General features: G+C 62.4%; 15 protein-coding genes. 2 read left to right on the forward strand and 13 right to left on the reverse strand.

Translation table 11 applies throughout. The features are described 5' to 3' along the window. Positions 1-118 precede the first annotated feature (118 nt). Positions 119-1,228 (forward strand): aminotransferase class I/II-fold pyridoxal phosphate-dependent enzyme, encoded by a 1,110-nt coding sequence (locus JSS27_18970; GenBank protein MBS0211032.1) that lies wholly within the window; start codon positions 119-121, stop codon positions 1,226-1,228. A 279-nt stretch (positions 1,229-1,507) separates the two neighbouring features. Here JSS27_18970 and clpX read toward each other — a convergent pair whose 3' ends face one another. From clpX to JSS27_19000, 6 genes are all read right to left on the reverse strand, one after another. Then, positions 1,508-2,806, reverse strand: a complete 1,299-nt coding sequence (gene clpX, locus JSS27_18975; protein MBS0211033.1) for an ATP-dependent Clp protease ATP-binding subunit ClpX — start codon at positions 2,804-2,806, stop codon at positions 1,508-1,510. Between the two features lie 305 nt (positions 2,807-3,111). Next, positions 3,112-3,549 (reverse strand): hypothetical protein, encoded by a 438-nt coding sequence (locus JSS27_18980; protein ID MBS0211034.1) that lies wholly within the window; start codon positions 3,547-3,549, stop codon positions 3,112-3,114. A 306-nt stretch (positions 3,550-3,855) separates the two neighbouring features. Next, positions 3,856-5,265 (reverse strand): sulfatase, encoded by a 1,410-nt coding sequence (locus JSS27_18985; GenBank protein MBS0211035.1) that lies wholly within the window; start codon positions 5,263-5,265, stop codon positions 3,856-3,858. 85 nt (positions 5,266-5,350) lie between these two features. Beyond that, positions 5,351-5,761 carry an endonuclease domain-containing protein gene (locus tag JSS27_18990; protein MBS0211036.1) on the reverse strand — a complete coding sequence of 137 codons (411 nt, stop codon included), beginning with the start codon at positions 5,759-5,761 and terminating at the stop codon, positions 5,351-5,353. A 477-nt stretch (positions 5,762-6,238) separates the two neighbouring features. Next, on the reverse strand, positions 6,239-8,092 hold the full coding sequence (locus JSS27_18995) for a sulfatase (protein ID MBS0211037.1): 1,854 nt from the start codon (positions 8,090-8,092) through the stop codon (positions 6,239-6,241). Between the two features lie 294 nt (positions 8,093-8,386). Next, on the reverse strand, positions 8,387-11,272 hold the full coding sequence (locus JSS27_19000; GenBank protein MBS0211038.1) for a response regulator: 2,886 nt from the start codon (positions 11,270-11,272) through the stop codon (positions 8,387-8,389). A gap of 216 nt (positions 11,273-11,488) precedes the next feature. Here JSS27_19000 and JSS27_19005 point away from each other — a divergent pair, with 216 nt between their 5' ends. Beyond that, positions 11,489-12,547 (forward strand): 3-isopropylmalate dehydrogenase, encoded by a 1,059-nt coding sequence (locus JSS27_19005; protein MBS0211039.1) that lies wholly within the window; start codon positions 11,489-11,491, stop codon positions 12,545-12,547. Positions 12,548-12,796: 249 nt separating this feature from the next. Here JSS27_19005 and JSS27_19010 read toward each other — a convergent pair whose 3' ends face one another. From JSS27_19010 to JSS27_19040, 7 genes are all read right to left on the reverse strand, one after another. Continuing rightward, positions 12,797-13,267 (reverse strand): hypothetical protein, encoded by a 471-nt coding sequence (locus JSS27_19010; protein ID MBS0211040.1) that lies wholly within the window; start codon positions 13,265-13,267, stop codon positions 12,797-12,799. A gap of 42 nt (positions 13,268-13,309) precedes the next feature. Beyond that, positions 13,310-13,885 (reverse strand): tRNA-(ms[2]io[6]A)-hydroxylase, encoded by a 576-nt coding sequence (locus tag JSS27_19015; GenBank protein MBS0211041.1) that lies wholly within the window; start codon positions 13,883-13,885, stop codon positions 13,310-13,312. A 149-nt stretch (positions 13,886-14,034) separates the two neighbouring features. Beyond that, on the reverse strand, positions 14,035-14,871 hold the full coding sequence (locus JSS27_19020; protein ID MBS0211042.1) for an SDR family NAD(P)-dependent oxidoreductase: 837 nt from the start codon (positions 14,869-14,871) through the stop codon (positions 14,035-14,037). Positions 14,872-15,015: 144 nt separating this feature from the next. After that, positions 15,016-15,549: a hypothetical protein gene (locus JSS27_19025; protein ID MBS0211043.1), complete on the reverse strand. Its 534-nt coding sequence runs from the start codon at positions 15,547-15,549 to the stop codon at positions 15,016-15,018. Then, positions 15,546-15,722 (reverse strand): hypothetical protein, encoded by a 177-nt coding sequence (locus tag JSS27_19030; GenBank protein MBS0211044.1) that lies wholly within the window; start codon positions 15,720-15,722, stop codon positions 15,546-15,548. The genes JSS27_19025 and JSS27_19030 overlap by 4 nt, the downstream gene beginning before the upstream one ends. A gap of 219 nt (positions 15,723-15,941) precedes the next feature. Continuing rightward, positions 15,942-17,072: a c-type cytochrome gene (locus JSS27_19035; protein MBS0211045.1), complete on the reverse strand. Its 1,131-nt coding sequence runs from the start codon at positions 17,070-17,072 to the stop codon at positions 15,942-15,944. 590 nt (positions 17,073-17,662) lie between these two features. Next, the gene (locus JSS27_19040; protein MBS0211046.1) at positions 17,663-18,355 is read right to left on the reverse strand and encodes an aquaporin; all 693 of its coding nucleotides are present in this window, start codon (positions 18,353-18,355) and stop codon (positions 17,663-17,665) included. Between the last annotated feature and the right edge of the window lie 46 nt (positions 18,356-18,401).

Below are 18,401 nucleotides of genomic sequence, written 5' to 3' on the forward strand. Positions count from 1 at the left end.
AAGCCGTCACGCTCTAGGCCGGTTGGCCTGCTTCCCCCCTGACGAGCGATTCGGTATCGTTGAACGCTTTCGCCGCCGATTTTCGCACGCTCTTCCGCCCCACCAGACGGTGACCGTCATGCAACTTGCCGATCGCATGCAATTCTTCGACAGTTCGGGCATCCGCAAGGTGTTCGACCTGGCGGCCAAGCTGAAAAACCCCATCAATTTGTCGATCGGCCAGCCCGACTTTGACGTGCCGATCGAAGCCCGCCGGGCCGCCATCGACGCCATTGAGTCGTCGAAGAATGGCTACGCGCTGACCCAGGGGATGCCGGCGCTGCGCGAGAAGCTGCAGGCCCAGGTTGACGCCGAGTTCAAGCACGCCGATCGCTCGGTGTTCGTCACCAGCGGGACCAGCGGCGGGCTGGTGCTGGCCACGCTGGCCTTGGTGAACCCCGGCGACGAAGTGATCTGCTTCGATCCGTTCTTCGTGATGTACGAGTCGCTGGTCCGTCTAGCCGGCGGCGTGCCGGTGCTGATCGACACCTATCCCGACTTCCGCATCGACGTCGAGGCCGTCCGCCGCGCGATCACGCCACGCACCAAGATGATTCTATTCAACAGCCCGGCCAACCCGACCGGTGTGATGGCCACGGGGGAGGAAACCCGGGCATTGGCCCAGTTGGCCGAAGAGTGCGGCGTGACGTTGGTGAGCGACGAAATCTACCGGCTGTTCTGCTATGACCAGCCGTTCGTCTCGCCAGCCCAGTTCAATGACCAGACGCTAGTGATCGACGGCTTCAGCAAGGCCTATGGCATGACCGGCTGGCGGTTGGGCTACGCACACGGGCCGAATGAAGTGATCCAGGCGATGACGCGCTTGCAGCAGTACACGTTCGTCTGCGCGCCACAACCGTTTCAATGGGCTGGCGCCGCGGCCTTGGACGTGGACATGAGGGCGCACATCGCCAACTATCGGAAGAAACGCGACCGGATTGTCAGCGGGCTGCGCGACGCGGGCTATGAAGTGACTACACCCGGCGGCGCGTTCTATGCTTTCCCGCACGTACCCCGCGGCACGGCCAGCGATTTTGTGGCCGCGGCCATTGCCAAAGAATTGCTGATTATCCCGGGCAAGATCTTCAGCCGCCGTGACACGCACTTCCGCATTTCCTACGCGGCCCCCGACGCGACGATTGATCGCGGAATCGAAGTGCTGGCCGAGCTGGCCAAGACCGTGAAATAACTTACGGGCAATGCCTGTCGGACGGGTGCCATGTTCAAGCCCCCAAGGCTTGAGCATGTGAAGCGTGTACCGGCATGCTCAAGGCTTAAGGCCTTGAGCATGGCACCCAGTCCCGTGGTTGGCGTCGCGCACATGCCGGCTCGCGCAGCAGCAACCAAGCGCTGCGATCTACTGCCCAGCCCAAAAATAAAGCGAGCCCTGGAAACCACTCAGGTCCAGGGCTCGCTTTTTGAGCTGCGGACTTTACCCCCGGCGGCCCTAAGGCTCCGGGCTTGAACGTCACGCGCTCTTATGTTTCGGTTCGGTGTTCATCGGAATCGGTCGCAGCTTTTCGCGGCCCCGCACGACGTCGGGCGTCAGCACGTAGCGATTGCCGGGGCCGTCCTCGGGCAAGTTGAACATCACGTCCAACATCACCTCTTCCACAATCGACCGCAGACCGCGCGCGCCTGTATCTTTTTCCAAGGCACGTTCCGCGACAGCACGCATGCCGCCTTCGGTGAAGCAGAGTTCCGACTGTTCCATTTCGAACAGTTTCTGGAACTGGCGGACGAGCGCGTTGCGCGGCTCTTGCAACACCCGGACCAGCGCGTCGGCATCGAGCGGCAACAGCGGGCAGGCCACCGGCAAGCGGCCCACCAACTCCGGAATCATGCCGAATTCCATCACGTCGTCGGTCGTCACGTGCGGCAACATCTTGGCCAAGTCGCCCTCGACGTTGGCCGACGCGCCCTCCTGGCCAAAGCCGATCGTCTTGCGACCCAGCCGCTTGCTGATGATCTTTTCGATACCCACGAACGTGCCACCGCAGATGAACAGGATGTTGCTCGTGTCCATCTGGATGTATTGCTGTTCGGGATGCTTGCGGCCTCCTTGCGGCGGCACGTTGGCCACGGTCCCTTCCAGCATCTTCAACAGCGCTTGCTGTACCCCTTCGCCCGAGACGTCGCGAGTGATCGAGACGTTCTGGCTCGTCTTGCCGATCTTGTCGATCTCGTCGATGTACAACACACCGCGCTGCGCCGCTTCCAGATCAAAGTCCGCCGCGTGCAGCAGCTTGAGCAGCAGGTTCTCGACGTCTTCGCCGACGTAGCCGGCTTCGGTCAACGTGGTGGCGTCGCCAATGGCGAACGGCACGTTCAAGATCTTGGCCAGCGTGCGGGCCAGCAAGGTCTTGCCGCTGCCGGTCGGGCCGATCAGCAGGATGTTCGACTTGTCGAGTTCGATGTCGCCGCCTTCGCTGGCCATCATCAGGCGCTTGTAGTGCGTGTGGACGGCCACGCCTAGCACCTTCTTGGCCTGCTCTTGACCAACCACGTAGTCATTGAGCTGCGTGACGATCTCACGCGGCGAAGGAATGCGATTGAACAGCGGCTTGCTCGAGCCGCGACGACGACGTTCCTGGTCCAGAATCGACTGGCACAGTTCGATGCATTCGCCACAGATATATACGTCGCCCGGACCTTCGACCAAAGGTCCGACGTCACGATAGCTCTTGCGACAGAACGAACAGAACGCGTTCTTCTTCGTGGTTCCACCGCCGCGCCGAGTGCCGGTCATGTCCCTGCTCGAGGGCATGCTAACTCCTTTTCAAGTCCTTCCGTCGCCGACCGCGCTGCACGAATACCGCTAGCGTGCCGACGGCGAAATATGTTCCTCAGGATGCTGCTCGAGAGGCCGGCCGCAACCGTTGCCGGTTGCCAATGGCCGTTTGGACTTCCCTGACCGCGCTCGGTTCGAGCTGTAACGTAACCCGACTGTTGTACGTTCGGCCAATCGAAAGGGTTTGACGCAATCGTCTTTCACATCGTCGTATAGACGGTGCGACCCTCGTCGATAGCTGTCACGCACATTCTCTGAATGTTCGCTGCCAGCAGAACTAACTAGTTGGCTGGTGGGCCGTTATCGACCGGCCAGCCCTTAAGGTTTTCGTCTTCGTCTCGATCAGTGTTTCTGTCCAATTCAGCCTGGTCGAGCGCCGGCTGGCGGCGTTTGGGATCGCCGCGCCGCCGGGGGTGCCCGCCATCGAGCTGGTCCTTGAGACGCGCTGATAGCATCGATTTAATGTTTCGGAATTCCTCGTCGCTAAGCTGACCGCTAGCGTGCAATTCCCGAAAATTTGTCACCTGGTCGCTGGCGGTGGGGCCGGTTTGTTGGAGCGATCGGCGCACCTTATCGACGAGGTAGTAGCCGACTACGCAGACAATCACCGTCAGGAACACCAGCACGAGCATTCGCCCAGTACCGTGGTCCAGATAGTGAGTCAGTTGTTCAAAGTTCACCACGCGAGGCACATCCGCAACGACCGGTACGATCTGCACAACCGTACCGTAATATTATGCGGGGGTCCGATTCCGGCGTCCAGCAAAATGTCGCAAGTCCCTACGGCACGGCTACTAAGACGCATTTGGCCCGCAGAAACTGCCAAGTTTCGAGTAATCGAATCAGGTACAAACAGGGATGGCACGGCCGCTTGTCGGCCGTGTTGCGTGAGCAACAAGAACGATTTGCGGCGTTGCCGAAGGATACTTCTGACTACGCAAAGTTCTTCTTGTCGCTGGCGCGATCCAGCCGACAAGCGGCTGGACCACCCAACGTCGCCGCCCTGCCCCACTGCGATCTGTCCGTTACTTCCCCTCGGGCAGCAGCTTCTCCAACTCGGCCACCGTCCGCGCGTACGCCGGATTCTTGGCCAGGTTGTCGTACTCCTTGGGGTCGGTTCGGTGATCGTAAAGCTCGACGCCGAGTTCACCCTTGGCGCCCCAACGCGTGTAGCGAAACGCGTCGGTTCGCACGCTGTAACATTCGACCTGTCCCTTCCCCTTGCCGCGCGGACGCGAGACCTGGGTGAACGCGGCCGGCTTGCTCGCGGCGCTCTGGTCGTCGAGCTGCGTTCGCAGGCTGCGCCCCGGCAGGTTCTCGGGGGCCTTCAAGCCGCACAGGTCGGCCAGCGTTGGATAGACGTCGATGATTTCAGCCAGCATCGTCGTGGTTTGCCCCTTGGCCTTTTGCCCCGGCGCGACAACGAACAGCGGCACCCGCGCCGACTCTTCGAACAGCGACCGCTTCTGCCACAAGCCGCCGTGCTCGCCCAGGTGATACCCGTGGTCGCTGACAAAAACGATGATCGTCTTGTCGGTCAGCTTCAAGCGTTCCAGCGCGTCGAGCAGCCGACCGACCTGCGCGTCCATGAACGTCACCGAGGCGAAATACGCTTGCAGGGCTTCGCGCATCACCGGTTCGGCCATGTGATACTTGGGCGGAGTCTGAATGGCCGCTTCGGGAATGTCGTCCCGATCGTTGGCCGGGCCGCCGGCCAACTTCAGCGTCTCGCGCGGATACATACCGAAGTACTTCTTGGGGGCGACGTACGGCGTGTGCGGCCGGTAGAAGCCACAGGCGATGAAGAACGGCCGCTCCTGGTTGGCCTCGATCAGCTTGATGGCCGCTTCGGCGCCGATGGCGTCGGTCTGCTGCTCGTCGGTCCCCTCGGCCGCCAGCCAACTGGGCGTGCCGCCGAACTGACCTGGCTCGAGCGAGAAAATCTTGTCCTCGTCGTCCTTGTCACGACCCCGCGGGTTCACAACCTTCTGCCACGAGGGGGAGTCGTCGAGGCCGTCGGTACCGATCTGCGCCGGCACGCCGTAGTGGTATAGCTTGCCAACGCGGGCCACGAAGTAGCCGTTGTTCTGAAACATTTGCGGCATGGTCACCACGTCGGGAATGTTCGAGCGGAACTGCACCGAGTTGTCATAGACGCGCGTCTGGTCCGGCCGCAGCCCGGTCAGGAACGACGACCGGCTGGGATTGCACAGCGGATATTGGCAATAGGCCCGATCGAAGCGCGTGCCCATCGCCGCCAATCGGTCGAGATTCGGCGACTTGACCTGCTCGTGCCCATAGCAACCAAGCGAGCAATTCAAATCGTCGGCCATGACCAGCAGGACGTTCAACTTGTCGGCAGCGGATGCAGGCTGAGCGAACAGCGCGATAATCGTTGCGATAACGGCAATCAACAGACACAAGCAAAGCTTCATGGCGGGCACTCCAACGGAGGTTTCAAGCTTTTGGCGTGGCTTACTCAACAATGTTTCAGGCGAGCGCGACAAACACCCCTCCCTTTCAGGGAGGGGCTGGGGGAGGGTAAAGACGTTCTCGACTTTGTGCCCGTGATTTGGCAAAACTCGACACAGCTTCCGCAACGGCATCCGAATCAGCGACAACTTCGTCATTCGTCACTCGAAACACTTCCAGGCCAAGCGATGACAAGTAAGTCGTCCGCTCGGCATCCTGGACAGCTCGCTCATCATGGCTCACGCCATCAAGCTCAACAACCAGATTTGCCTCGGGACAAAAGAAATCGGCGATGAAGGGGCCGATGGGGACTTGGCGACGGAATCGAACTGATTTCTGGTTTGCGCGCCGCAGTCGCTGCCACAACAGCCGTTCAGGATAAGTCGCCTCGCGACGCAGTTTTCGAGCGCGTTCAGTCTGTTGGGGTGCGATTCGATGCCGGTTTTGCTTCTCACTCATTTCGATTACCTCTCAAGCCACATTTCGGCCTGCGGCCGAACACCTCTCCCTTCCAGGGAGAGGTCGGCGAGCGCAGCAAGCCGGGTGAGGGTAAATGCGTGGCGGGCCAACTCGGCCGCCACCTTCACGCCCTGAAACTCCACTGGCTTGCAACGTCCTTACCCTCCCCCCTGCCCCTCCCTGAAAGGGAGGGGTGTTTGTCGGTCGCGCCGCTGACTTTTTTTCGTGGTACTGCTGACGAGATAACCTTCTCTCAATTCATTTCGGCCTGCGGCCGAACACCTCTCCCTTCCAGGGAGAGGTCGGCGAGCGCAGCAAGCCGGGTGAGGGTAAACGCGTCGCAAGCCAAGACGGCCGCCACCTTCACGCCCTGAAACTCCACTGGCTTGCAACGTCTTTACCCTCCCCCAGCCCCTCCCTGAAAGGGAGGGGTGTTTGTCGCGCACGTTACCGACCTGGTTCTGTTTGCGTTGCCGATCACTCCGCCGCGCCGCGTTTGGGGGTGACGCCCAGTTGTTCGAGCGTGTGGGCCGTGACTCGCATGATGTAATCGTTCGGCCGCTCACGCTCGTTGGCCTGCTGCAACTCGTCGATCATTGGCTTGGCACGCTCGCCGAGTTCGTCGAGCTCGATTGCCGCGGCGAGCGCGATTTCCCAACGATCGTGCGATAACAATGGCGCCCACTCAGTAGGATCGATCGCTTCCTGCGTGCTACTAAATGCGAACACTCGAATCGCGAGGGTACGAACAATCGGCGATGAGTCCTTTCTCGCGACACGACATACACCTAACCAATTATCGTGTTCTTCCGCCCGCGCAGGGCTGAGAATTGCTCCTGGGACTCGGCAGTAAGCTTCGCGAAACATCCACCAGCGAATCATTGGATCATCTGAACCCGTCAGTTTCTTGAATGCTTCAAACTCTTCACCTTCGGGCGGCGCAGCTAAATACAGTAGATTCTTAAGCCGTCGGCTCTTAACAATTCTTTCACGCCAATCTGAAGGGGATCCCGAAATCGCATCGTACATCAATGACTCGGGCAACAACCCGAGGTCATTTGTTTCGTCACACCAACGATCTTGCGCTTGGGACAACCGAATCAGCACATCCAAATACTGGCTATCCCCCGCCAGATTGTTCACTTCCTCAGGGTCCGCTTCGCTATCGAACAACAGTTCGCTCGGCCGCTCGCCGGCGAAGTAACTGGCTGCTGGGCCTTTCAACTCACCGTTCGCCGCCAACCGGCGATACTCCTGCATGATCGGCATCTGTTCGCAGTACCAAATGTGCTGGAAGTACGGCTCCCACGGCATGAAGTTCCGCACGTACCGGTAACGCTTGTCGCGCACCGTGCGGATCATGTCGTAGCGCTCGTCCATCCGGTCGCGCGCGCCGTACACATACTCGCGCGGCTTGTCAGCCTTCTTCGGCCCTAGGAACGCCTGGCCTTGCATGTGCGTGGGAATGTCCACCCCGGCCAGCGACAACACCGTCGGCGCCAGGTCGACAAACGCCACCAGCTCGTCCACCACCGTACCCGGCGCGATCTTCCCCGGCCAGCGAACCAGCAGCGGCACGCGCAAGCCCGAATCGTAGGGCCAGCGCTTACAACGGGGCAAGCCTCGCCCGTGGTCGCTGAAGAAGAACACGATCGTATTGTCACTCAACCCGTCGGCTTCCAACTCGGCCAGCTTGTCGGCCACAAGATAGTCAAGCGCCGTGATGTTGTCGTGGTTCATCGCCCAGTTCTTCCGCACCGTGGGCGTGTCGGGATAATACGACGGCAACTTGGCCTTGGTGGGGTCGTGCCGCTGCTCGGCGGTCAGGCGTTGCGTGTTCTTTTCATATTGCTCCGGCGTCGCCCGGGCCTGGCTCTCGTGGGTGACAATGAAGTTGAACACCGCGAAGAAGGGCTGGTCCTTGTCGGGGCGGTCGCGCCAATGGGCCTTGGCCCCATTCCGGTCCCAGGCGTCTTTCGGCACGTCGAAGTTGTAATCGGTCTTCGCGTTGTTCGTGCAAAAGTAGCCAGCCTGGCGCAGGTAGGCCGGGAAGCAACGCACATGCTCGGGCGGGGCGACTTTCGAGCGCATGTGCATGGTCCCCAGCATCGTCGGGTAGACGCCAGTGATCAGGCCCGAGCGACTGGGCGCGCAGACCGGCGCGTGGGTGAAGACGTGCGTGTAGCGGGCCCCCTGCGAGGCCAGCCGATCGATCGTCGGCGTCACGGCGTACTTGTCGCCATAGCAGCCCAAGTCGGGGCTCATGTCTTCGCACGTGATCCAAAGAATGTTCGGCCGCTTCGCCGCGTCGGCCGCACGAACGTCCGACACGGCGCCGAAGAAGGCGATCAAACAGGCAACAGAGCACAAGCAGCGATGCATGATTTCACCCAGCAGAAGGAGCGTGACGAAGGGGAGACGCGCCCGAGGCCCCGATTATTTCACGCGATAGGAACCAGGGCGGCAGCCGCCTTTGCAGGGTGCACTAGGTGCACCTTATCTGTGGTTTCCAATGGGACAAACTCTAAATGCGGATCACCCGCATTGCGAACGCTTTTCCGCTGCCACGCACAATTAAGATGCACGGAGTGCACCCTACCAGTACTGCCAATTGCGCGAATTGCCTCACGTCGGGTCCGAACGGCTGGCGGCCACGCGCGATTCGATCCAGGGCAACACCCGGGCGATTTCGCTCGCCACTCGTTCCACCGCGACCGGCACCGACGGCCAATCCCGTGCGGCAGCTATTTTCTCCAATTGTTCGGCCGCCCCGCGCAGATCCCGAGCCATCAAATGTGACGCGGCCCCTTTCACCGTGTGGGCGGCGCGCTGCAGACGGCGCGCGTCTTGCTCGGCGGCCGCCTCGTGAATGTCCCCCAAGAAGTGCCCGACTTCTTGCAGAAAGACTTGCAACACTTCATTCAACAACTCGGCATCGCCACCCAGTTGCGCCAGCGCCTCGTCCCACACCAACGGTGGCTTGTCGCCAGCATTCTCCGGCACGGCCTTGGCCGCATTTCCATTAACGTCGTTTTTCACTGCCACATTCTCCTTGGTCTTTCGCGTCGATGCCGGCGCGTGCTCGCGGGCCAACTCCTTGTTCGCCGCCGCCGCCAATCGCGAGCCGGCAACTCGTTCGACCAGTTGAAATAGATCATGCGGCCGGAACGGCTTGGCTAGGTATTCGTCCATGCCGGCCTCGTGACAGCGTTGGCGATCGCTGGCCAAAGCGTGGGCCGTCAACGCCACGATCGGCAAGCGACGCCCCAAAGGTTCCTCCCAGCCGCGGATCGCGCGCGTCGCGTCATAACCGTCCATCACCGGCATTTGCACATCCATCAGCACCACATCAAACGGACTGGCTTGCACGGCCGCCAGCGCCTCGGCGCCGGTTTGCGCCACCGTCACGTCGTGGCCGCGCCGCGTCAGCAGTCGGATCGCGACCGCTTGATTCACGGGGCTATCTTCGGCCAGCAAAATGCGCAGCGGTCGCCCAGTCCACGGGGGCAGGTGCTGCGACGCCTCGGTCGTGCCCGTCAGTTCGCGGGCTAGCCGACCTCCGCCAATGGCCGCGGCAATCGCCTCGAGCAGTTCCGAGGGCTTGATCGGCTTGGTCACGTGCGCGGCGGCCCGCAAGACATTGTGCCGCGCGTTGCTCGACGACTTGGCGTCCGCCGTCAACATCATCACCACCGCCGGCGGATGCGCCAGTGACGACAACTGCTCGGCCAGGGCAAAGCCATCGATCTCGGGCATCCGCGCATCGATTACCAGCAGCGGCCAGCGTTGCTCGACGCCCGCTTCGGTCAACATCCGCCAGGCCTCGTTCGCGCTGCTGGCCAGGGTAGGCTTCATTTCCCAACTGACGAGCATGTCGTGCAGAATCCCGCGGCTCGTCGCGTTGTCATCGACCACCAGCACCGACAGCCCGTGCAAATGTTCACTCGGCACGCGCAGTTCGTGCGGCGCAGTCTCTTCGGGCAACGTAAAACCGATCGTGAATTGAAACCGGCTCCCCTGCCCCGGCGAGCTGTCGAGCGTGATCTTGCCCCCCATCAGCTCAACCAGACGTGCCGCGATCGACAGCCCCAAACCTGTGCCACCGTATTTGCGCGTGGTCGTGTTGTCGGCCTGGACAAACGCGCTGAAGATCGCGTCGTGCTTCTCGGGGGCGATGCCAATCCCGGTGTCGGTCACCAAGAACTCCAGCGCGATATGGTCGTCCTCGCGGTGCCGGCACTCGACCGACAAAACCACTTCGCCATGCTCGGTGAACTTGATGGCGTTGGCCACCAGGTTCAAAATTACCTGCCGCAGCCGGCAAAAATCGCCCACCACCACTCCCGGCACGTCGGGCCGCACGTGGCAGGCCAGTTCGATCCCTTTCATATCGGCCCGCAGCGCCAGCGGCCGCAGCGCATCGCTCAGCCGGTCGCGCAGCGGGAACGGCTCGACGTCGAGTTCCAGCTTGCCCGCTTCGACCTTCGAGAAGTCGAGAATGTCGTTGATCACCAGCAGCAGCGACTCGGCCGACTCGCGAATCATCCGCGCGCACTCGCGCTGCTCGGGCGACATCGACGAGTCGAGCAGCAGCTCGCTCATGCCGATGATGCCGTTCATCGGCGTGCGAATCTCGTGGCTCATGTTGGCCACAAACGCCGTCTTGGCCACGCTGGCCGCTTCGGCCGCTTCCTTGGCGGCTTGCAGGGCCGCTTCGGCGCGCTTCAGAGCGGTGATGTCCCAAAAGATCGCCTGGGTGCCGATGATCCGCCGCTGGAAGTCAAACACCGGCGTCTTCCAGACCTGGACGAACGTCGGTTCCCCCTCGGGCGTCTGGTTCCGCTCGATGTCTTCGAGCACCACGCCCCGGTCGAGCACGCGCCGGTCATCGTGGCAAAACTTTTCGGCCAGCGCGGCGGGGTAAAAGTCGAAATCGGTGCGGCCCAGAATCTCTTCGCGCGGGCGGCCCAGAGTCTCGCAGAATCGTTGGTTCACATAAGTAAACTGGCCGGCGGCATTCTTGCGAAACAAGTTGACCGGCAGCGTCTCGACCAGCGATTCGTACAGCGACTCCTGCTCGCGCAGCGCTTCGTGCGACCGCTGCTGACTGGCCAGGTGGCGCGAAAGCTCGGCAATCAGCTCGCGCCGCAAGATGCCCAGCGCCGACTCGAGCCGGTGCAGATCTTCGCGCTGTTCGGCCGTCTCGGGCGCTTCGAACTCGGCCAACAGCAGATCGGCCGTCCGCTCCAACTGGTCGAACGCCCCCAGGTCGAACTCGGCGCTGGCTGGGTTCGGGTGTGCCATGACGCCGGCCCAATCGTGCGCTGGCTGGCTGGGATGGTTCGCGGCGCAGAACGCCAGGGCGTCGATCAACAGATTCGCCTGCTGCCGCCGCGCCTCGCCCGCGACGACGACCGCCCCTTGCGGCGCGCGGCGGGTCGCGGCCGCCTGGACCAGGCTGGCGACGATCTGCTCGCGACGTGAGCTAATCAATTGGGCCAGCCGCGCCATTCCCCCACCCTCGGTACGTGCGTTCGCTTCATGCTAACCGGCCGAGGGGTCGGCCGCCAAACGAAATACCAATTCCGACAAGGGCTTAGCGGCCGCAAAATGACCGGCACTCCGGGGGTTCACCACCTAGGGCCGAGGGTCTACAATCGTTGCTTCTTTCACACCCACGACCTGTCCAGTGTCCTTGAGCTTGCGAGGCGTAACTTGGCCAAGACGATGAAGATTGCAGTGATCGGCGGCGACGGAACCGGCCCGGAAGTGGCGGCCGAAGGATTGAAGGTGTTGGCGGCCGTGGCCAGCCTGGAAAACTTCAAGTACGAGCTCCAGCCGTTCGACTTTGGTGGCACCCGCTATCTGCGGACTGGCGAAACCTTGCCGGCCGGCGCGGTCGACGAGCTGCGCAAGTTCGACGCCATTTACCTGGGGGCCGTGGGGCACCCGGACGTCGCGCCGGGCATCCTCGAAAAGGGGCTGCTCCTTGAGCTGCGGTTCCAACTGGACCAGTACATCAATCTGCGCCCGGTGCAATTGTTCCCTGGCGTCGAAACTCCGCTCAAGGACAAAGGCCCCAAGGACATCGACTTTGTCGTCGTCCGCGAGAACACCGAAGACATGTACTGCGGCGTCGGCGGCACCCTGAAGAAAGGGACGCCGGACGAGGTCGCCTCGCAGACGGCCATTTACACCCGCAAGGGCTGCGAGCGCTGCATTCGCTGGGCCTTTGAGTTCACGCGCAAGCGGAACAACCCCAAGGGGAAAATGCTCACGTTGGTCGCCAAAACCAACGTGCTGACCCACGGGCACAGCTTGTGGATGCGGACGTTCGAGGAAGTGGCCAAGGAATATCGCGACGTCAAGGCCGACTACAACCACGTTGACGCTTGTTGCATGTGGATGGTCAAGCAGCCCGAGTATTACGACGTGATCGTGACGACGAACATGTTCGGCGACATCATCACCGACCTGGGGGCGATGATTCAGGGGGGCCTGGGCGTGGCGGCCGGCGGGAACATTAACCCCGATCCAGGCGGCGTGAGCATGTTCGAGCCGATGGGTGGCAGCGCGCCCAAGTACACCGGCCAGAACGTCATCAACCCGATCGCGGCGATCAACGCGATGGGAATGCTGCTCGAACATACCGGCCAGCCCAAGGCGGCCGAGCGGATTTACAAAGCCGTCCGCACGGTGACCGGCACCAAGATGAAAAGCCAGGCCGCCGGTAAGATGGGCCACGGCACCCGCGAAATCGGCGACCTGGTCATCGCGGCGCTGTAAGCACAGCCCACAAGCGACGCTCGGTTCCGCGGCTCGTGCGACAAACACCCCTCCCTTGCAGGGAGGGGCTGGGGGAGGGTAAAGACGTTGCTGGCCGAGCGCGTCTGCGCTCAGAGGCGATTATCCCCACAGCAAAGCCAATCGGCCTGCGACGCTTTCACCCTCACCCGCTTCGCTGCGCTCGCGACCTCTCCCCTCAAGGGCGAGGTGTTGCGGCTAGGCCGCAATCATGTCGGTCGCCGAGAATGCTCATCGCGGCGGCTTCGTCACCGCGAACGGATCGTCCTTTGCGGCGGCTTCTTCGTAAAGTTGCTTCACCGAATCGCGCAGCAGCACGACGAGCGTGAACACGCCCAGTATCGTCCCCAGCGGCTGGAAGATCAGCATCACCCCGGCCATTACGATGCTGAACATGCGGCGGCGGCGCTGCTTGATCTGGCGGCCTGAGTAAATGGTCAAGCCGGACGCGATGTACCCGAGCAAGACCATCAAAGCCGCCATGATGGCAAACGCGCCGAAGAAGAAGGTCGGCGGCGCTTCGGCGTTGGCCTTTCCCTTGTCCAGCCACTCGGGATGAATTGCCATCGCGCCGAACACCGTAACGTGAATCAGCGGAAACGAAGCACACAAGAACCCCAGCCCGCCGACCACGTAGTGGGCGATCGCCAGCATGTTCAAATGCTCGGCGTCCCGCTCGCACTGCTTGTCGCCGCTGCTCATGCGGTTGCCCCTTTGCAACTCATGTCATCGAACCGTAGGCCCTTAACTATGCATCCGCGGCAGCGGGTCGCCGGCGGCGACGATCGCGGCTTCGGCGGCGGACAATTCGTGCAGCCGCGCGCGAACCGTCTCCTCGGAAGCGAATTCACAGGCGAACTGCACGTAGGTCGCGTGGTGCCGCGCCTCGGACTCGAACAGACTGCCATAGAACGTGGCCAACTCGACGTCCTGAACATGATCACGCAGCAACGAGAACCGCTCGCATGAGCGGGCTTCGATCAGACTGGCCACCAGCAGCCGATCGACCGCCTGCTCGCGTTCCTCTTTGCGGACCAGCGCGTGGAGCTTGGCGCCATAGGCGCCCGGCTTGAGCCGGCGAAAGCGAATCTGTCGCCGCTCAAGCAGATCGAGCACCTGGCGGAAGTGATCAAGTTCTTCGTTGACGATGACCGACAGCTCGCGCACCAACTCGACGTGATCGACATAGGCGAAGATCAGGTTCATCGCCACGCCTGCCGCTTTCTTCTCGCAATGGGCGTGGTCGATCAGAATCTCGTCCAGGTGTCGATCCACCTGGGCCAGCCACCGAGCACTGGTTTCACTTTGCAGACTTAGCATCACGCACCGACTCTCACTGATCCTTGAAAGACGAAATCGACCACGACGGCACGACGATCACGACGTAAGACAAGAAAACAAAAATGTCTTTTCCGACGTCGTGTCCGTCGTGCCGTCGTGGTCGAATTACTCTGCTGCGTTCCGATCCATCAACCGTCTTGCGGCAGGCCGCGTGGATAGGCTCTCGCTAGGAAGCGAGTAAACACGCCCGGCAGCAATCGCTTGAGCCACCACCAGCGCCGCACGCGGGCCGGCAACACCACGTAGAGTCGCTTCCGCTCGACCGCCGCCAGCGCCGCCTGGGCCACACTGTCGGCCGTGATCGACGCCCGCCGCATGCGCATCGTAACAAAGTCGCGATGTTCCGTCGCGCCAAACCGGCCCGTCGCAGCCAGGTTGGTGGCGAAGAAGCCCGGGCAAACCACGGTGACGCCCACGTTCTTGGCGGCCAGTTCGGCGTACAGCGTCTCGGACAGCGTCAGCACGCCCGCCTTCGACACGTTATAGGCGGCCATGGCCGGCGCCGCCGTAAACGCCGCCAGCGAGGCGATGTTCAGCACATGCGCACCGCGCGGGTTTTCCTTGAGCCAGGGGACGAACGCGTGGCAACCGTAGATCGCTCCCCACAGATTCACCTCCATGAGCCAACGCCAGTCTTCAAGCGGCATGGTCCCCATTTCCCCCGAGCCCGCCACGCCGGCATTGTTCACCAGCAAGTCGATGGCCGGCCACTCGCGCCGCAAGCGCACGAGCAAGGCGTGCCACGATTCGCTCTCGCGGACGTCGAGCGGTTCGACCGAGCCACTGCCTCCGGCGCGGCACACCTGTTCCAGCGTCGACGCCGCGCCGGCCGTATCGATGTCGGCGACGGCGACGTGGGCCCCCCCCTGCCCCAGCCGCACGGCCAGCGCGCGCCCCAGGCCGCTGGCCGCGCCGGTGACGACGGCGCGGCGGCCGGTCCAGTAACTGGTCGATGGATGAGGCAAAGCTGACTCTCGGTTACAGGATGCGCCACGGCGCAGGACGCGTAAACAAAAACAGGCCCTGCCTCGCGAGTGTGCGCGAGGCAGGGCCTGATAAGTAACCGATCCCGACCGTGGGTTCAACCGGTGGGTGCTAGGGGCCTCGCGTTAACGCTTGACGCCCAGCGTGGGCTTTTCGACCACGCCGATCTTCTTGCCGCCGCGATATTCGACCACTTCGATCAGTTGGCCGCTCGGCTCCCAGAAGCTCCAATGACCGTGGCGTTCTCCTTCGATGTACTCTCCTTCGGTTTGCTTCTGGCTGTTTTCATACCACTCGCTCCAGACGCCGGTGGCCAGCCCTTCGGTCGATTGGCCTTGCAGCTTTTTCTTGCCGCTCTCGAACCAGGCCAGCGTCTTGCCGTGCGGCTTGTCATGCTGGAAGGACATTTCGCCGGCCTTCTGGCCGTTCTCGTAATAGGCCACGGCCGGGCCGTGCTTGATGTAGTTGCCCGCGGCGTCGACTTCGACGTGGCGTTCCACGCGCAAGGTCTGGCCGAACAATTCCATCATGCCGTCGAAAACTTCGGAGCCCGACTTCTTGTCACCGAACTGGATGGCGTCGATCGTCGGGCCGCCCCCCGATTGGCCACACCCCAGGGCAAACACGGCCAGCGACAACGTGAGCGCGAAGCGTTTCATGCGCGGAACTCCTTTTCCAGCGATCGAACGATCGAAATGAGCCGACGGCTGCCGACCGACGGCGCGAAGATGTACAGGTCAACCGGGCAGAGAAAGCCCGGCGTGGGAAGATTGTAACCTCGCCGCTCGCCGGGCCAGAAGGTCAGTTCGGCGTGGGTGACGCTAGCAGCCAAGAATCGCGAGAAAAACGCCGCAGGAGTTCACGCGAACACCCCTCCCTGCCAGGGAGGGGCTGGGGGGAGGGTCAAGAGATCGCAGGCCGAAGATGCCGGCGAGCAGGACTCACGTCATTGAAATGGAAGCCATCTGGCCTGCGACGTTTTCACCCTCACCCGCTCGCTGCGCTCGCGACCTCTCCCGTCAAGGGAGAGGTGTGAATACGGCGCGCCGACTTATTTCCCCGGCAATCGGCCACGCTCGACGCGGGGGAAGTCCCCCGTGCAGGCTTCCATGAACGCGACCAGATCCTGCTTCTCCTGCTCGTTCAGGTTCAGCTTCTTGATCTTCTCGTCGAGGTTCGGGTTCGGCTCGCCGCCGCGATCGTAGAAGTCGACCACTTCGCGCAGGGTCTTCATCGACCCGTCGTGCATGTACGGCGCCGAGAGGGCCACGTTCCGCACGGTCGGAGTCTTGAACGCGCCCCGCTCCTTGTCGTTGTTGCTGATGACCGAGCGCCCCAGATCGGGTTTCTCGACCTTCATGCCGACGCCGATGTTGTGATACTTCTCGTCGGTCAGGTTGGGGCCGACGTGGCAAGCCGAGCATGACGCCTTGCCAAAGTACAAGTCGCGGCCGCGCTTGGCGCTGGCCGAGATGGGGTTGGCCATCGCGCCAGCCTTGGCGCGATCGTACGCCACGCGCAGGTCGTGATCTTCCTTCAGATCGTCCGCGCTCAACTGGGCATAGGTTTCCCAATCGACCAGGTGGTCGAACTTCGACGGCCCGCTGACGATCACGCGCTCGAACGAGGCAATCGCCTTGGCCACGTTGTCGATGTTCAGCTCGCCGAAAACTTTCTCGAACTGAATCCGGTAGCCCTCGATTTCCTGCAAGCTCTTGATGCAGATCTCGTGCGTGTTCGCCATTTCAATCGGGTTGGCGATCGGTCCCTTGGCTTGCTCCTCGAGCGAAGCGGCGCGGCCATCCCAGAATTGCTTGTCGCTCAGAATACGATTGTACGCGACCGGCGAGTTGCGCCCCCCTTGCTGCCCGCCGACGCCAATGCCGAACTGGGTGTGGGCGGCGTAGCCGGCGCTGGGCGAGTGGCAACTGGCGCAACTGATCGAGCCGTCTTTCGACAACCGGCCGTCGAAGAAAAGTTGCCGGCCGAGTTCAATCTTGGCGCGCGTGAGCGGGTTTTCCTTCAAGCCCTTGATGTCGTTCTGGCCTTGGGCCAGACCCAACGGCAATTCGACTTGCAACACGATGTGGTTGCGCGGATTGGCGAGCCACTGCTTGATTTCCTGAATCGACAGCGCCCCCATGCCAGGAAGGCCGATCGTCAACGACGGATCGCCGAGCATGACCTTCTGGGCGTTCGGATCAATCGGCGCGGCAGGCTTGGCGGCCTTCTCGACCTTGGGCGCGGCCGGCTTGGCCGGGGCCGGCGCGGCGGCCGCTACTTCCGTCGGCTGCTTCGCTTCGGCCGGCTTGCTTTCAGCAGGCTTGGCCGCGGCGGGCTTCGCCGGAGCGCTCGGCGCCGGGGCCGAAGCGACTGGCTTCGGAGCGGCGGGTTTGGCTTCCGCTGGCTTGGCCGGAGCGCTCGGCGCGGAAGTCGCCGCTGGCTTCGTCTCGGCGGGCTTCGCCGCGGGCTTAATCTCGGCCGGTGGCGTCGTCGGAGCGGCCGGAGTCTTCTCGGCCGTCTGCTTGTCGGCGGGCTTGGTGCATCCCAAAACACCGCAACACACCAACCCAGCCGCGCACACCGAGAACAGATTACGCATCGACATCAACTTCACCTTTACGTTCGCCGGGGGTCGTCCATCACGCCCGGGCAGGTTTCCGATTCAGAGTGGCTCACTGTATTGTTACGCGCCAGCAAGCCGGGGCAAGAGACGATCGCCGGTTTGCAGGCTGGATCGCTTGATGGCAATTTGCGAAGCCGCAAATCCGCTCATTCGCCGTGAATCAGGTCGAACAGCTTCCAGCCGATCAGCCCGCCAACGATTGGCCCGACAATGAAGATCCACAGCACTTGCCAGGCGTCGCCACGCAAAACCAGGGCGGGCCCCAGGCTGCGGGCCGGATTCAACGACGCATCGCCTAGTTGCACCCCGACCAGGTGAGCCACGAACAGATAGCCGCCAATGGCCAGGCCCGCAAAGCCGACCGGCGCGCGCTTATGCGTCACGGTAAAGATCACCAGCAGGAACAGCGCCGTCTGCACCACTTCCCAGCCCAACAGCGCCCCCGCGGCCATGTGCCGGGGGTTGCCGTTCGCACCCAGGCCGTGCGTGTGGATGTCGTAGGACTGAATCCCGTTCAACAGCGCCATCAGCACCAAGCTGGCCAGCGTCGCGCCGACGCACTGGGCGATGATGTAGCCGGGCAGCCGGCTCATCGGCAACCGCCCCGAGAACGCCATGGGGATCGACACGGCCGGGTTCAGATGGCACCCCGAGACGGGTCCAACTGCGTAGACCAACACCATCAGGGTGCCGCCAAAGGCCATCGCAATGCCCAACCAGGAGGTTGGCCCATAGTCGGCCGGGAACACACCGGACAACGTGGCGACGGCCGTGCCGGTAAACACCAGACCAAACGTGCCGATCAACTCGGCGATATAAGCGCGAACAGCGGGGCTCATGGTGACGTCTTCAAGGGGTGCGATGAATCAATGGTGTGTTGGTGCA

The organism is Planctomycetota bacterium (assembly GCA_018242585.1).
Classification (GTDB): domain Bacteria; phylum Planctomycetota; class Planctomycetia; order Pirellulales; family PNKZ01; genus JAFEBQ01.

Bases quoted from the DNA above. Each gene is read 5' to 3' on its own strand.
- JSS27_18970 (MBS0211032.1), top strand. From the start codon at position 119: ATGCAACTTGCCGATCGCATGCAATTCTTCGACAGTTCGGGCATCCGC.
- clpX (MBS0211033.1), bottom strand. From the start codon at position 2,806: ATGCCCTCGAGCAGGGACATGACCGGCACTCGGCGCGGCGGTGGAACC.
- JSS27_18985 (MBS0211035.1), bottom strand. From the start codon at position 5,265: ATGAAGCTTTGCTTGTGTCTGTTGATTGCCGTTATCGCAACGATTATC.
- JSS27_18990 (MBS0211036.1), bottom strand. From the start codon at position 5,761: ATGAGTGAGAAGCAAAACCGGCATCGAATCGCACCCCAACAGACTGAA.
- JSS27_19000 (MBS0211038.1), bottom strand. From the start codon at position 11,272: ATGGCGCGGCTGGCCCAATTGATTAGCTCACGTCGCGAGCAGATCGTC.
- JSS27_19005 (MBS0211039.1), top strand. From the start codon at position 11,489: ATGAAGATTGCAGTGATCGGCGGCGACGGAACCGGCCCGGAAGTGGCG.
- JSS27_19010 (MBS0211040.1), bottom strand. From the start codon at position 13,267: ATGAGCAGCGGCGACAAGCAGTGCGAGCGGGACGCCGAGCATTTGAAC.
- JSS27_19015 (MBS0211041.1), bottom strand. From the start codon at position 13,885: ATGCTAAGTCTGCAAAGTGAAACCAGTGCTCGGTGGCTGGCCCAGGTG.
- JSS27_19025 (MBS0211043.1), bottom strand. From the start codon at position 15,549: ATGAAACGCTTCGCGCTCACGTTGTCGCTGGCCGTGTTTGCCCTGGGG.
- JSS27_19035 (MBS0211045.1), bottom strand. From the start codon at position 17,072: ATGCTCGGCGATCCGTCGTTGACGATCGGCCTTCCTGGCATGGGGGCG.
- JSS27_19040 (MBS0211046.1), bottom strand. From the start codon at position 18,355: ATGAGCCCCGCTGTTCGCGCTTATATCGCCGAGTTGATCGGCACGTTT.